The sequence below is a fragment of the Paenibacillus profundus genome, assembly GCF_021369635.1.
Lineage (GTDB): Bacteria > Bacillota > Bacilli > Paenibacillales > Paenibacillaceae > Paenibacillus_B > Paenibacillus_B profundus.
Genome location: NZ_JAJNBZ010000004.1, coordinates 171197 through 187283, shown reverse-complemented (window position 1 = coordinate 187283; position 16087 = coordinate 171197). Strand labels below are relative to the sequence as shown.

Annotated in this window: 8 protein-coding genes; all 8 read right to left on the bottom strand. The window is 46.0% G+C overall.

Going from position 1 to position 16087, the window contains the following annotated elements:
• Nucleotides 1-78: 78 nt before the first annotated feature.
• The 8 genes from LQV63_RS08115 to LQV63_RS08080 all read right to left on the bottom strand — a co-directional run bounded on the left by LQV63_RS08115 (nt 79) and on the right by LQV63_RS08080 (nt 15941).
• On the bottom strand, nt 79-342 hold the full coding sequence (locus LQV63_RS08115) for a small, acid-soluble spore protein, alpha/beta type (RefSeq protein ID WP_233696310.1): 264 nt from the start codon (nt 340-342) through the stop codon (nt 79-81).
• 138 nt (nt 343-480) lie between these two features.
• Nucleotides 481-3054 carry a hypothetical protein gene (locus LQV63_RS08110; protein ID WP_233696309.1) on the bottom strand — a complete coding sequence of 858 codons (2574 nt, stop codon included), beginning with the start codon at nt 3052-3054 and terminating at the stop codon, nt 481-483.
• A gap of 147 nt (nt 3055-3201) precedes the next feature.
• Entirely contained in the window at nt 3202-6276 is a 3075-nt protein-coding gene (locus LQV63_RS08105) for an Ig-like domain-containing protein (protein ID WP_233696308.1), read from the bottom strand.
• Between the two features lie 611 nt (nt 6277-6887).
• Nucleotides 6888-10529 carry an S-layer homology domain-containing protein gene (locus LQV63_RS08100; protein ID WP_233696307.1) on the bottom strand — a complete coding sequence of 1214 codons (3642 nt, stop codon included), beginning with the start codon at nt 10527-10529 and terminating at the stop codon, nt 6888-6890.
• A 153-nt stretch (nt 10530-10682) separates the two neighbouring features.
• The gene (locus LQV63_RS08095) at nt 10683-11813 is read right to left on the bottom strand and encodes a glycosyltransferase family 4 protein (RefSeq protein ID WP_019424693.1); all 1131 of its coding nucleotides are present in this window, start codon (nt 11811-11813) and stop codon (nt 10683-10685) included.
• Between the two features lie 115 nt (nt 11814-11928).
• Nucleotides 11929-12690 carry a WecB/TagA/CpsF family glycosyltransferase gene (locus LQV63_RS08090; RefSeq protein WP_233696306.1) on the bottom strand — a complete coding sequence of 254 codons (762 nt, stop codon included), beginning with the start codon at nt 12688-12690 and terminating at the stop codon, nt 11929-11931.
• 12 nt (nt 12691-12702) lie between these two features.
• Nucleotides 12703-13959, bottom strand: coding sequence for a polysaccharide pyruvyl transferase CsaB (gene csaB, locus LQV63_RS08085; protein ID WP_233696305.1), 1257 nt, complete (start codon nt 13957-13959; stop codon nt 12703-12705).
• Nucleotides 13935-15941, bottom strand: a complete 2007-nt coding sequence (locus LQV63_RS08080) for a DUF5693 family protein (RefSeq protein ID WP_233696304.1) — start codon at nt 15939-15941, stop codon at nt 13935-13937. The genes csaB and LQV63_RS08080 overlap by 25 nt, the downstream gene beginning before the upstream one ends.
• Between the last annotated feature and the right edge of the window lie 146 nt (nt 15942-16087).

Genomic DNA, 16087 nt, shown 5'->3' with positions numbered 1-16087 from the left:
GTTGTATACCAGCCTTCGAAAAATCATATTACTGTATTTGTCCGGTCCTGTCAATGAATCAAATGGAAGTTGGACTTCCTATTTTTTCTGCAAAGCCTGCATGACCAAGCGTTTCGTAATTTCACCGCCAACGGAACCGGCATCACGTGACGTCAGATGCCCCCAATCATCATTGTTGGTCGTCTGTTGTACTGGCATGCTGCCCAACTCCCCTGCAAATTCGGTATTCATGCCAATGTGCACACCATGCTGAGCGACCGGCAAGCCTAACTCGGCCGCAATTTCATATTTAAGACGGTATAAGGCATCTTTGCTCGCTGGAACTAACGTTTTTTTACTCACGATAAAGCTCCTCCTTCAGGTTTGCGTTCTTTAGGTATAGTGTGCCGCCGTCAGCCGGAACGACCCGAAGGAAATGTTGTGCCCCTTACCAAAAACCCCCTCGTAGTGAGGGGGTTCGTGCGAACGCCGCGCTGACAATTAGTCTGCCGTACGCGCGTTTCTCATGTTATAGGCGCTGCCGTAGCTGGCAATCTTAACTTTCTCGCCTTTGAAAGAATCGTAGATGGAGACTTGATAACCCCCATTTTGAATTCGTTCAAAGAGCGCATCGGAGAAGCTTGTCGTATAACTCAAGTTTTTCCCGACTTTCAATCCGCTATCTTTATCAATTTCTAACTCTCTTTCGAATCTGCGGTTGCTCGCATCCGTAATTTCCAGCACGACTTTATGTTCATATTCGCCCATGTCATACTGCATATCCTTCTTCAACTCATAATTGAAGTCAATTTGCAGGGCAGAATTGTTGATCGTTGCATAGAAATCGTTAATCGTTAACGTATACGGGAAGAAGTCCAAATTATCGAAGTACCGTTTGAGCGATGGTTGACCGATTTCCAAGTTCATCGCTACCGCGTTAACGTAACCGTCCGATTCTTCCTTCGGCGCCGTCAATTTGTTTTCTTTAATGCCTTCACCCAATACGAGCTGCATATCTTTCGTATTGACAGAGCTTGGCAGCTTAGCCCAAGCCGTCACAACGTTCTTGCCTTCTGGACTGGTCGGCCGGTCGATCTGCGCGATAGTGGCTTTATAATAGCGCCCGTCTGATGTTCGATAGTAACCGACCATTTGCGACAACGTCGCTTGCAGCCCTTCGCGACTCTTCATTTCAAGATCCGTATAAACGATTTGATCGGAATTTCCAGCATACACCTTCGATTTCCGAGCCATAATCTCTGCCTTGCGGCCTTCCGTTTCAAGATTGAAGTAGGAACCATATTCAATTACAGGCAATTCTGGTAAACTACCAATATTAGTAAACTGGATAAGCTGTGCACTGTCGGACTCCCCAATTTTCTCAAGCAGAGCAATTTGAATCTGCGTGAAATCAAGGTTCGAAGGAAGCTTCGTAACAACGTACACATTTATCTCTTCTTTCGGACCGATGATAAGCGCACCATTAGAAGTCACGACTTGCGTTTTACCACCAGATTCTGCAGCATCAATTTTAAATACACCTTCAAGTGCAGGCAACTGGATTGATTTCGACTCTTTATTTCTAATTGTCATTTTGGCCGAAACGATATTTCCATCTGTCCAAGGCAAACGTTGGAGCGAATCAATCGTAATCCCTAAGTTTCCTTTGCTATGTTGAACGTTATACTCGCTGCCTGTTTTATTTTGCATGGACTGCAGAACAGGAACATTGTAAATACCTTCCGGATATTTAAAAGCATTTGGAACAGTATCTTTCGCGTCTTTTTCTCCCGTATCCCCAGGCCGATTCATATGCAATTTTAATTGATCCGTACCGATATCTGTGGAGATTGATGCATTCAACGTAATTGGCCGTTTCTCCATCGGTTTCAACGTCAAGCTTTCCAACGACTTTGTTGGAATCGGAGTTGAAAAGCCTTTCGGGCCATGGAGCTCAAATCCATATTTTGGCACGGTTACTGGTTTGTTGGATAAGTTCTCGAACATAAATGTCAATGTAATGTCGTTCTGGAAATAGCTTTGGTTTACCCAACCCGTCGTTATTTTCGTGCTCACTTTTGCATCATTAATCGTAATGACTTTGTCTTTGTTAGCAGGTACACCTGAGTTTCCATCACTCGCTTTCGGAAGCGCAAATGTGCCGACAGCTAAATTGACTTTACCCGCCTCATTTTCTTTGGCTGGCGCTTGTTCCTGAAGCACTTGAAGTTCAAGCTTGTCAACATTTACACTTTTCGGAATGGTCGTCATAAAGTTCAATGTTTTCTTCTCTTCAGGTTGAAGCTTATAGTCTTTGCTGCTTCCATCTGGAACTAAAATATAGCTGCTGCCGTTAGTCGTCTTCACTGCATATTTGTAAGCAGGGTTCTCCAGCATTTTAACACCGGCATTTAGCACATTGACAGCTACGTTAACATAGTGATATTCATCAGAAGGAAAAACATTAACCCGATCAACGCTAGTCTTAATCGGAACATCATTCATCCGTACCGTGCGAGTTCCTCCAGAAACGGTTGAAGTTGTTATACCGGTTGGAATTTGGAACGATCCTATACGATTTTCAAAATTAGATCGGCTAAAATCCCATTTAATGATGTCATAATTCAAATCGTGAACCGTTAAATGTTTAGCCACTTTTGCATAGTATGTAACACTTAGCTGTGATTGAGCCGGAATGACCTTCTTATCTTTGTCGGCATCTGTCAAATTGCTGGAGTAAACGGTGCCGCTCTTCGTTCGCACCTTCGTCCAGTAATCAATAAGGGGAATGCTGCGAGCTTCATTGTTTGTGTACGTCAACGTATAAGACAAGATATTGCTTTCATCCTGTCGATACATGTTGACATCGGTTAATTTTACGGAACTTTTGCCCGTAAGTTTGATTGAACTCAACTTGTCCAAAGTTTTCACGACTGGCGTCTTGGTAGCTATCTTTGTTTGAGTCTGCTTGTCGGAGGCCTTTGGAGCTGCCTGAACTTCTGGAGCTACGACTGTGAATGTGCCTAAGGCTAAAGACAGCGAAAGTACGGCCGCTATCGTTCTTTTCTTATTCAATCTGCTTCCTCCTATATCGAAAGTTTCTTCTATGTATTATAACGCTAGGGGGAAGCCGAAAGTTTCGCTTTTCGCGCGATTTGCTGGGTTACATTGTTGTAAGCTTTGTATAAAAAAAGAAAGCCCCGAAGGGCTTTCTTTAAGATATTACTTCTTCTCAGTGAATTGAGCTGTTGTAGCGAAACCTTTCATTGCCACTTGAGGAGCACTTGTAGGGACATTAGCGTCAACAATGTATTTATTTACATTGTTATCTTCGTCTCTCATCTTAACATTGACAAAGTCGTCCTTAGTCAGGCTAATAAGTTTACCAGGCTCATTCTTCATAGTGAATTCAATCACCAAGAGTTTGCTGTCTGAGCTAGAAACACTCACTTTAGTTACTCTGTCAACAGCTTTTAGTCCTTCATTAACTTCTACAGTGAAGATGCCTTCAGCAGGCTTATCAACTTTAACATCTCCAGTCACGCGAATGGTTGCTTTATAAGTTGCAGTAGTTGCTGTAGGAGTAACAGACAGTGAACTCAAAACTGCTTCTGGTCTTACATTGTCAAGATCAGTAAGAGGTGTTTCTCCTGCTTGAACACGAACATTCAGAATATCAGCAGTAGTTACGCTATCTCTGACCCATAATTTTCCTCCAGAAAGGCTAGTAGGTAACGTTTGATCTCCGTTGAATTTCAGAGTAAGAACTGTACCATCATTGCTTTGTTCATGCTCTGAAGGTGTATAGGAAGAACCAAGTGCTGTAACATAGAAATCATCTACATTTACATAGTTGAGTTTTCCAGCAAATTCAACCTTAATTTCATTACGAGAAACTACTTTTGCGTTCTTTACGGAGATGCTATTTGCAAATTCTTTGTTCAACTTACCGCTGTATGTCAACGTATACGAGTCACCATTTTTAATGTAATCGCCGTTGGCATTTTTCACTTGGCTTACGGACAAAGCAAAGTCTTTCGTCGTATCCGCAATTTCTGCTGCAGTAAGAAGTTTGTCAGCCTTAGAAGTGATGCGAACTGTGTCGCCACTTACCATATTGATTTCATGATCAGTGATGGATTTGTTGTTGAAGAGATATTTCTCTTTAACCAACACGCTTCCGTCGCCATCAGTTCTCATGTTGTCCTTGAATTGAACGTAAAGGTTTTGTTCGCCGTTACCTTGAGTGAACCAAGAACGAACGATTCCCGTTTTAGAAGTTTGCTTAGCTGTAAATGTTTGCGACCATGGTGCAATTGTGTTTTGCAATGCAGCCGTATCACGAACGCCAACTACTTCCAAGATGTAGTCTGTTTGGTTGGACAATTTACTATTCAAGTTAATTGTCACTTTGTTATCTTTTTCGTCGTAGGATGGCTTCATAATTGGATGTCCATCAGCGTCTACACCGTTGGAGTTTTTCAAGACTTTGCCGTCTCTATCTTTCAACGTATAGTTTACTGTATTAGTTGCAGAGTCTTTATCCAATTTCTTGTTGAACTCAAGCACCAATTTATGGTTGTTCAACGCACCAACTTCTTTAACTTCCAACTTCAAGATTTCTGGACGCGTAGTATCCAATGTAGGGTTAACTTTGATTTCGCGGTCAGCTTTATTGCCGCTGTAATCAGTTACACCTTTAACATAGACAGTGTTGTCTCCGTTGTACATTTGGTTGCTGAAGGTAACTTTCACTTTGTTATCCTTGTAAGTGATTTTACCTGTGTTGCCGGATACGTTGTGATAAAGTTTCTCGATCGATTTAACTGTTTCGTTAAATTCAATCTCGAGTTCTTTCAAATCGTTAGTCTTTGCAGACACGATTTCAGGAGCGGAAGTATCTTCTGCTACTGTGAATTCTTTGTCAGTAGGAATGCTCTTCAGACCAGAGAAGTCTGTAATGTTGCTGACGCTCAATTTGTGGTCGCCAACGGACAAATCTTTGTTCACGATTACTACATTTGGATACATGTAGTCAACGCTGCCCGCTACCATGTTGCCATCAACTTTGTAGTTGCTGGATGCAACTGCGTCACCACGTTTTACCGGCTCGGAGAAAACAACTTTGAATGCTTTCGTACCCAAACCAACAACTTCTTTAACTTCTGGTGTTTTTACATCAACTGGAGTGAATTTTTTCGTTTCGCTGAACGTTTTAGAACCGTCTTCGTTACGAACGTTTTTCACTTTCAGTTCTGTTTCTTTTTGGTTCTTCATGTCAGAACCGTTTTCTTCGAGCAAGATTGTAACGGAACGCTTGTCGGAAGACAATGTTACGCTGTCAATCTTCATATCTTTCACTTCGTAGTTGTTTTTGTTTTCAGCTGTCTTTTGCTCAAGAGAACCGTCAAATGTAACAACTACTTCTTTCACGTTATCAGCTGTAACGGACTCGATTTTTTGAGCCGATGTTACAACGCGAGTAACTTTGTGAGTGTACTCTTTGTTTTTGTGAGTGAATTTCACTTCAGTTTCTTTGTTGGATTCAAGAGCTTTTTCCAAAGTTACTTTAACAACTTCTTTGTCGCTCATTGTGAATTCAACAGTTTTGCTGTCGATTACTTTGTAGGACTCAACTTTTGGTCCTTTCAGAGCTTCGTCAGCTGCAAAAGATGCTTCTACCAATTGAGTGCGAGTTGCGTTCGCTTTAGGGTTTGCATCCTTGGAGATCAAACCAGCGTCAACAGCTGCTTGGAAATATTCTTTTGCCCATGCAGAAGCATTGTTTTGAGCGTCTTTAGGAAGTTCCAACTTCAACGCTTCAACCAATACTTTTGCTACTTCTTCAACAGTGATTTTACCGTTAAAGTCGAACAATTTCTTTTCCAGGTCTTTACCTTGCATCAGGTTTTCAGCAGTAACTGCTTCGATGTAAGGAGCTGCCCAGTTGGAAGCACCATAGTTCTTATCTTTGTAAGAGTACACACCGTGTACTTCTTTCAAGTCGAGCAATTTAACGATGACTTTAGCGAACTCGCCACGAGTCATTTCTTTGTCAAGACCAGCAGTTCCATCTGGATAGCCGTTAAATACACCTTGTTGTTTCAATGCGTCGAATTTTTCTTGTGTCGTCTTAGCTGCGTCAGCACCGAATGCTACGTTAGCGAACATGGAGAACGCCATAGCAACGGAAAGCAGCAGGGCCAATCTTTTCTTCATAACCTTTTTTTCTCCTCCTCTAAATTGCTTCGTTTGTTGAGAATATTGCGTAGAAGTTTGATAGCTCATTTCCCTCATTCGCCGATTCACCCCCTTCCCAGAGTAAGAGCGAAATGTATTCAAAAAAGAAGTCTGTAACACAAGGACATGCCACAGAAACTAGTAATCAAAATAAGAACAGATGAGAATAAATAGAAATACTCATACCACTCTAGACATTATACAATGACAAACGCCTAGCGTAAAGCATATTTTTGTGAAATACAGGGAACAATAAAGAATTTAACCACTGTTTTCGACTTCATCATATTAAACGCACCACTTCGCAAAAAGTTGCGCTCTCGGTGAAAAAATAAAATTATTTTTTCGCAGATTCCATCATAACCACAAAAACATTGCATGTACACAAGCATTTGCTTGCTTCTGCTATACATTTTGCTATACCATCGGACATCGTTTATGTATGCATCAGCGACTACGATCCATAGTATAGCTTCCCTGCTGTATTCCGTCACGCACTAATGTTTACCAGCCCGTTACAGTAAATCCACCATTATGGATTTCATACATCCCCTCTCAGTATTGGGAATGAGCAGGCGGCATGTGAAGAAGAGCCGAGTCACAGATCGGCTCTTCTCTTCAATACCCGCACCATACAAAAGTAAAACAAGCAAATCAACGATTTTTGATTATTTTTTCAATTTGGTAAGAATACGCTCACCCATCACTGCCGCATCCGCTCTCGTCAGAGGTGATCTCGGATCGAAGCGATAGGTCGGTTTCTTCTGACCTTCCTGCAGTTCATTCGGAATGCCGGCAATAATGCCTGCCTTCGATACCGCAGATACAGAACTTATACTATAGTAGTCAATCGTGTTGGCATCTGTGAATGACTTCTGCATCTTCGCCTGTTCTTTCTCTGTCTCGCCAAGCTTCAAGTTCATCGCACGGGCAATCATGGCTGCTGCCTCTTGTCTGGTCAACTCACCGTTCGGCATGAACAAGCGCGGAGCCAGTCCGCGAACTATCCCTTTGCGGGCTGCAGTCTCAATATAGCGATAATCCCACAGCAAATCTGGTATTTCATAGTTCAATACGTCATCGAACGTCAGGTTGTCCGCATCGTAGTCCAGCGGAATGTTCAGCATCTTCACGAGCATCGTTGCAAATTCACCACGCGTAATGTTGTCGTACACGCCGAATTCGTTCAAATTCTTCGCTTTCATAAAGCCGCGCGAGAGCATGAGCTCCAAGCTCGGACGAGCGTAACGGTGCGAAATGATGTCGTCATAGCTGAATCGCACACTGAATACTCCGTAATATCCGAATCCGTCAAACGGCGCGGTAATTGTCTTTTTCTTCGTATCCAGCTTGCCGCCAACATTCTCCCACAGCTTATTCGTGTTGTTCCAGCGCCAGATGCCTACATTGCGAGCTTGCTCATTTACAATGTTAGGGTCGTACTTCAAAGTAATTGTTCCACGATGCGTCGGCTCGAGCCACATCCGATCTCCACGCTCATAGAATTTTTTCGCTTCATCATAAGGATGTGTCGCGCTAGCCAGCTTATAGTCCTGATTCAGGACGCTGTCTTCTGAGTTGAAGTATCCTGCGTCAATCCAATACAATTGGGAACCAAGTCCAAAATGAGATTTAGGCAACAGCACGCTGCGTGCAAACTCATCTGGATCGATTCGTCTCATGACACCATCCAGGAACTCATCACTTCCACCGGTTATCGGTTTACGGACACCGACTTGGTTCTCGCGAGTGATCGTTCTGCCATCATCCGGATCAGAAATACCGAACAGCACGCTTTGCTTATCGAACAATTGTATTTCCTTCGGTGTTTGCCCTTGGCGCGGGTTCATGTCGCGCAGCATCGTGCCCTTAGGCAGCTGCAGCACCAAATTGCCTCCAAATACGGACAACTTCCCGTTTTTGCCGATGGACGTCTTGTATTGGGCACCAGGAAGTGCCGCATTGGCATAGTTCACTTCGAACTGGCCATTAATTTTCTGTTTGCCTTGCATTACCGTAAATTTAATCGTGTTTTTACCGTTCTTCAACGTCACTTCGCCACGGAAAATATCTTCCTCGCCTTTGACCAACTCTTGCTTCTTAATCAGCACCTTATCCGCGCCTTCCGCACGAATACTTACCTTCAGGAAGTTCTGATTCACGACGCTTTCTTCCGGAAGCTTCGGCGACAGCAACTCAAACGTATTTTGCTCACGTGTAATTTCCAACGTTTGACGTGCAGTAGTGACGCCTTTGCGTGCCTCGATCGTCACATTCTTCTTACCTGATTTAGGTAATTCCAATCCATGCATTAAGAACAGATAGGAGCCTGTTGTAACGTTTTGTTCTTTGAACAATATAGAAGGCTTCGTATTCGGACTGCCATTGATGAAATCCTTCTCTTCGAGCGTCGTTAAGAGCTTCCCGTCGATATAGATGTTCATGCCCGTCGCATTTTGCACTTCAAGCCATACATCAGCAGTGCGTTCTTTTGTGACATATTGGAAATCTTTTGTTAATTTGAATTTCTGTTCCGTGTCTTCCTTGTTCGGATTGGTCGGATCCGTCGCTTCTGGCACCGGATAGATCTTCACAATCGCAGGGACATCCTTCGAGAAGAAGAAAATCGTAATGGTGTAACTAATCGGAACTCCGTTGGCAACCCCATCGATCGTAATCTTGTTAGGTCCCGCAACAAGGTCTCCACCCAACGGATGGTCAAACTCCCCGTTACCTGCATTGATGCCTGACAACTTCTCTTTCTTTCCATTAAAGGTAATATACGTTTGATCCATTTCAGACGTGTTTTGAAGGTTGAAGTTAACTAAACGCCCTTGAATGTTCGGGAGACCCTTCGCATTATCGAATGTTTTGCCATCGAACACGTTGGTCAACTTAATGTAAGGACCTGGCGCGTAGTTCACCTTGATTTCGTATACTTCGCCACCCACTTCAATTTTAAAAGTCTGATCGCCAGCAGGCAAAGCATCGATGCGGATAACCGGCTCGCTGTTGATGGTCGTCAATCCAGTCACAGCCTGGAAGGTAGGGTTTTTAACTTCATTGCCGTTCTGCCAATCCGTTATCGTAATCGGTTGACTGCTATAATTGTTCAGCTGCAGCTTCAAATAGAGCGGCATTTCAAAGATTGTGCTATTTTGTGCGAACGTTGCTTCTGCTCCGAACGTCACTCCGCCTCCGCTTTCTTGCGGATTGAACAACTGCTTCACGTCCACGATTTCTGCAGCGCTGCTGTCTCTTATAATGAAGAAATTGTTGAATACATTCGTCTTGCCGTCAAACGTAACCGTCAGCTTGAGCGAATGTTTGCCCGTTGCAGAGGTGTTGACCGAGCCATTTGTTATATATTCATAAATGATATAGGACGAGCTCTCGTCAACTTTTGTAATCGTCGTACCGCTTTTTTCATCAAGCAGAGGATTAGGATCTCCCTCTTTCGTTACGAGGATTTCCATTGTCGGATCGTTCGGCGTTGTACTTTGCTGCGACTTAGGGACGATAAACTTTCCTTTAACGACACCGCCCACCGGACCCGTCACATAGTGATTCGACGTATGATCAATCGCTTTGTCCCCGATGAAGGTATCAAAGCCTGTCAAAATGCCGTTGAATGAAATTACCTGACGCGTAATCGTGTAGGTCAAGTTGCCGTTCGTCGCCACAATGATGATGTCATTCAAGCCTGGTTGAAGCTTAATGCCAGATGAGACGAAGACACCTGCACCACCATTGAACATCTGGCGGCCATTTACAGATACTTCAGAGGCATTTGGCGCCTTCAAGGACAGACCTGCCGTATCGCTCTTCACAATGAGCGGCGCGCCCGATTCCAGAGCACGTCCGTCAGACAGCTTAATATCGGAAATGGCCGGCACGTTGCTGAATTCAACGAAAGCGCTGGCTTCAACTGTATTACCGTTCGGCCCCAGCCCCGTAACCGTCACAATGTTTAATCCCGTCCGCAAAGGAACTGCGCGGAATACGAATGAATTGCCTGTAATAGTCGGCTTTACATCCGTTCCATACGTTGTATGAACAACCTTTCCGTCCACTTCTAATTCAACTTTGTAACCAATCGAGCTTGAAGATACTCCATTAAACGTACCTTTCACTTCAATATTTTCCGTGTTTACCTGAGTTGGATGGTCCTCTACTGTGCTCAGATTAGAAAAGTGAAAATATCTTGCTCCCTCTTGATCGTCTGCCGCCTTTACGATACCCAGCGGTATTCCCGTGGACATCAAGGCAACGACCAGCAACATGCAAAGGGGTTTTAACCACGCACGCATTGTATCGCCTCCATTATGCCTTATTCAACCAATATAATCATATAGACATGTTATCGGCTTTGAGCTGTCCAAATTTAAGAGATACGTCAATAATGGAAACAAAAAAAGCTTGCTCTCACATTAGGAGAACAAGCTTCATATAAAAGTTTTGTGTTACTTCGTGCGTGAATCCGCATGCGCCTTCACGCGCAGGCGATGAAGCATATTGAGCATCGGACGCTTCGTCTTGCTGACGATGCCGATGACTTCAGCTCCAAGCTGCAGTGAGATGAGCAGGATGCAGATGACGACGAAGGTGACCCAATTCGCATCATGCGATGCCGCGAACGATTGGATAATGGCGAGCATCCCGAAAAATGCGGCAATGCCGTAAATGATAAGCACCGTCTTCCGGTGGCTGAATCCTAGCTCGCGCAGACAATGATGCAAATGCCCCTTGTCTGGAGCGAAAATCGGCTTCTTCTGCAACCAACGGCGGATGATCGCGAAGAAGGTGTCCGATAAAGGCACGCCGATAATAAGAAGCGGCGTTATGAATGAGACGATCGCAATTTGCTTGAAGCCGAGCATGGACAATACCGCCAAGCTGAAGCCCAAAAATAGCGAGCCCGTATCACCCATAAAAATTTTGGCCGGATGAAAGTTAAAGAATAGAAATCCGACAATGCTGCCAAGCAGAATCGCACACAGTAGAATGACAGCCGGATTTCCCATAAAGACGGCCATGACCATAATCGTCGCAATCGAGATACCGGATACCCCAGCCGCCAATCCGTCGAGTCCGTCAATCAAATTGATGGCGTTCGTCACACCGACAATCCAGAAAATCGTCAACGGAATCGCAATCCACGATTCAATTGACCAATATTTATCACCAAAAGGCACATTTACGAAGTTCACAGTTAAATCAAATCCGAACACGACCACACATGCAGCGATAATCTGCCCGACCAGCTTCACCTTAGCCGATAATTCAAAGCGATCGTCCAACGCCCCCACGAGTACGATGATCGAACCCCCGGCGAGCAATGCTTTAACCAGATTGCCATCACGTGCAGAACCGAACAAGGTGTCAGGAATAAATGGCATAAGTGCAAGCAGCGTCAAAACAAAGGCCGCATAAATGCCAAGCCCGCCCATTCGCGGCATAATGCGTGTATGGACTTTACGCGCATTCGGAACGTCAACCGCTCCGACCTTAATCGCAAACTTCTTAACTAACGGCGTTAATCCGGTGGCCAACAGCAATGCTATCAATCCACCTACTACATATACGGTTATCATCGGTTGTTCTCAACCCCCATTTATGTTACCGGATTGAATTATACTCCGTTCATAATGGAAACACCAACGCTGTATCGATAAGGATTCTTACGAAAATGAAAGATTGGACGACATTTCAATGGGCTTTTGTCACCTTTTCTTTATCCCGCATCACTTTCCATGCAAATATCGGCAGGACCAGCATTCGTTTAAAACGCTTAGGCTCCGTCACCAAACGGTACAACCATTCGATGCGCAGCTTCTGCGTCCATTTAGGAGCGCGCTTTGTTCTGCCTGACAGGATATCAAAGCTTCCGCCCACGCCCATCATGAGGGGAACTCGAAGCTGATGGCGATATTTCGCAATCCAAGGCTCCTGCGTGTCCGCCCCGCGTGCGACGAACAATATATGCGGGTTCGCTTCCTGAACCTGACGGACGACATCCTCATCCTCCGCTTCACCGAAGAAACCGTCGCGAGCTCCGACAATCTCGACAGCCGGATATTGTTGATGTAACCGTTCCGCTGCGGCTTGAACCACTTCGGGCGCAGCCCCAAGCAAAAATACTTTCCAGCGACGGTCTTCTCCGAACTTCATTAATTCATGCAGCATGTCAAACCCTGTCACCCGTTCAGCCACCGGATTGCCTACGTAATTAGCAGCCCAGACTACGCCCGTTCCATCCGGCACGATCAAGTCGGCTTGCTTCATGATGCTCATGAACTTATCATTCTCCAACGCAGCCATGACCATGATGGGATTCGCTGTAATGACCTGCAGCGATTGCTGTCCGCTGTCTATTGAATCGGTTAACATTTGAACCGTGTCGCGCATATTTAATTTGGAAAAAGGGATGCCGTATATGGAGACGGTCGGCACATCCACCACTTTTTTCATGTCGCTACCACCTTATTTCTTATGACGCAGCCATGCTGCAACCTGTTGCGCGGGTTGTTCCGCCTCTTGCTTCAATGCGGAAATGGCCTGATGATGCGCAGTTTGCCATGCTTCCACATTTTCGAGTGAATGCAGTATCGCATCGGCTGCCGCAGAAGCATCTAATCTGGCTGTGGAGCCGATTGCTGTCAGATTAAGCCGATGAAGAAATTGGTCGATCTTTGGGTCATACGATATACCCAGTATCGGAATTTCCTGTGACGCGGCATAAATGAGCGAATGCAGACGCATGCCGACAAGCAAGCGGCATTGACTTACTTCGCGCAGCATCGCTTGCGGGTGCTCAAGAGCCGGACATAGGCTCATTACGGATGAACCAGTTACAGCAGATGCGGCAGAAGGAACTTCGTCCCCCATGTCACCTTCGACCGTATTCTCGTCGCAAGCGCCAGACATATCGCCATTCCATAGCTTTACCTTGTCCTTTAAGCTCTCCATCACGAAGCGTGAAGCTTCTTCATCCGCCTGTCCATGGAATGGCAGAAACCGCAGATGAACCGTTTGAGCGCGGCAAACCCGCTTCAACATATCCGCGATAGCCGTCATATCCGTACGGTCCTCATTCCAGAAGCGAAGCGATACGCCGACATACGGACGCCCGGCTTCATCAAATCCTTGTGCCGCACCAACAGGCAGCAAAGCATGAGCAGAAGCATCACCCGATTCCGCCTCGGCAAGACGAAGCCCCATAACCGGGTCCGGGACCACTTGCATGAGCTCCCTCTGCAGACCCATTCGAGTCAACAGCTCGGCCGACTCGTTATCGCGCACCGAGATATATGCGCTGCGGTTAAACACATGGCGGATATAAGGATAGAACGATTCCCGCTGAACAGGGCCGACGCCTTGCGCATAAATAAAAGTTGGCTTGCGGAACCATTGTGCCAGCTTCAGCACCGCCAAATAATACGGAATCGTCTTCGAGCTCGTCGCATCCTGAAGCAAGCTGCCGCCACCGCTAATCAAGCCGTCACAGCTGCGAATCGCCCCCAGCAGATCGCCTGGCTTCATACGGTGAACCGCGCGCACCCCATACAACCGGGTGGTGGTGGCCGGATCGCCAGAGAGCACAATCGGCTCAAGCTTCATGCCGGCTTGCTCTCCCGCACGCTCCAACGCGGTGAGGATGGACAGGAGCACTGCCTCATCCCCGCTGTTATTGAATCCGTAATAGCCGGATAAAGCTATCCTTGTAACTTCGGACGCCATGCATCCCAACACCTTTCAATGATAGTCCATACAAAGATGCCGATAATTCCAATGACAAGCCCAAGGCCGAGACCGAGCAGCGTCCGAATAGCTGAAATAACGACAGGCGTATGGATATGAGCAAACGTATCTACCATGGACAGCTGCCCCATCGCAGCCACGATGAACGCAAATACGGCGAACCGATAACGGAAAGCGACAAATGCCGCGACGATAAATAACGGGTGCGCCATCAAAAACTCTTTGTTCCGCGGGCGAACGCCGAATGTATTTTCCAGCAGCGATCGGAACGACAATTCAAAAGATGATACGTTGCCGGCGTTGCCTGTGCGGGACAGATAATACATCCCGACAACACCAACGACTCCCAAGGCAACAACCCATAACACGGTAATCGGCATTTTCAACCAACGGCCCGCTTCCTTGAATACGGAATCGCCACGGTATAAGAATACGTACAGTGCAGTAAGCGCTAGCGGCACGAAGTGCAGCAGACTGACTCCGCGGAATTGGTTCAGCACCAAGCTGTACGTAATATTGTTCAACAATGCAATCACTAATGGCACAGATATAAGTGATAGTACCGTCGTCCGTACAAACAGCGCGATTGATTTGTTAAATCGAGCGCCGAACGCTGTGACTGGAGGATTCAGATCAACCCGGCGAACGGCCAATATCATCGCAATCGTCGGTCCGCTAATCGATACGCCGAGCGCCAGCGCTTGCTCGAAAAATGTCGGCTTCAGGACAAATAAACCTGCACTTCCGACAAGACCGATAAGGAACACCGGAAGCATAATATACGGCACAAAGAAAGAGATCATCAGCGCAATAAGCGCAACCCCGCCCACAACAACAACCATCTTCGCATAGCGTTGCCATGAAGAGTCGACAATATCAAACGGCACCGCTTGTCCCATCGTGAAGCCGTTCGCTTCAATGGAAGCAATGGCTTTGTCTGGCTCCTTCAGCGTGTGGAGAATGTTGTCGATAGAGTGCACGATTTCCGCTTTGGTCGTTGCTTTTTTGACCGACGCGTTCAAGTAAATCATGCGGATGTTGCGGTCCTTCGTTGCAAGTGTAAACCGGTCCGCCAGCACTTCCGGTTCATTGAACGACTCCTGACCATTGATGGAATGCAAGCGCGCCACATTGTATTTGGTCAAATAAGCGAGCTTATTCATCCCTTTCTGCGGAGCTTTCAACCCTTCAATTGCAGCAAAGCCGATATCATATTTGTTCAACAGCTCAGCAAAGGCGGTCAGGCTCTTCTTCTCCGCGTCGTCATTGAATCCTTTGACGGATTCGCCGTCGAATACGATTCGTTTGACGCCAATCGCTGCATAACCACGCAGCAACTCGTCCATCTCCGCCTGATTGTATTCCGACGAGTCGGACAGGCGCGGGACGATATGGAAGCCCTTCGCTACCAGCTGTTCTACCGCGACAGGATCCTGCGGCATCATCTTTATCACCGCATTCTCAATCGGCGTCTCCAAGATTAAGCCGTTCTTCCCATCGAATTGCCATAGGCGAACCTGAATACCCAAATTCATGAACGTCTTCTCAATTATCGGTGATAACCGCTCTTCATTGGAAGTGGACGTGAATAACAGATATGTATAGTTCTCATCCCCAGTAAGGAGCTTGCCTTGCAGCATCGCGGCATCCTGGGAATTGTACAGCATCACGCGACGAGAAGATTTCAATTCCGTCAGCGTACTTTCGAACATGGCCATAGACTGCACGCCAGCCTCTTTCAACCGTTCCAATTGTTCGTCAATGAACGCTGCCGGATTCGGCTTGTAGGCGGAAATGTCCACTAAATCGCGATAGTTGAACACCATCTCGACTTGATTGGCCGTATGTTCGGTTTGCACACGCTGAACCACGACAGGCGTGGCAGCAACTAACCCAACGATGACAAGCAGCCACAGCCACTTCTTCATGCGCCGGTTCCAATTTTCCAACTGTTGAAGCAATTGTTTCCCTCCTTAAACCAATACGAATGCCATACGCAATGGCATGTTCTTCGAGCGCTTCCGAGTCTTTTCGACATCGACGGCGCATAGACCTCCCCCGTTATTCCACAAAAGAACGAATCACCTATAAGGCAATCTTCCTCTTT

Coding starts and splice junctions, on each gene's coding strand:
- csaB (WP_233696305.1), bottom strand. CDS start 13,959: ATGGCGTCCGAAGTTACAAGGATAGCTTTATCCGGCTATTACGGATTC.
- LQV63_RS08100 (WP_233696307.1), bottom strand. CDS start 10,529: ATGCGTGCGTGGTTAAAACCCCTTTGCATGTTGCTGGTCGTTGCCTTG.
- LQV63_RS08095 (WP_019424693.1), bottom strand. CDS start 11,813: ATGATAACCGTATATGTAGTAGGTGGATTGATAGCATTGCTGTTGGCC.
- LQV63_RS08090 (WP_233696306.1), bottom strand. CDS start 12,690: ATGAAAAAAGTGGTGGATGTGCCGACCGTCTCCATATACGGCATCCCT.
- LQV63_RS08105 (WP_233696308.1), bottom strand. CDS start 6,276: ATGAGGGAAATGAGCTATCAAACTTCTACGCAATATTCTCAACAAACG.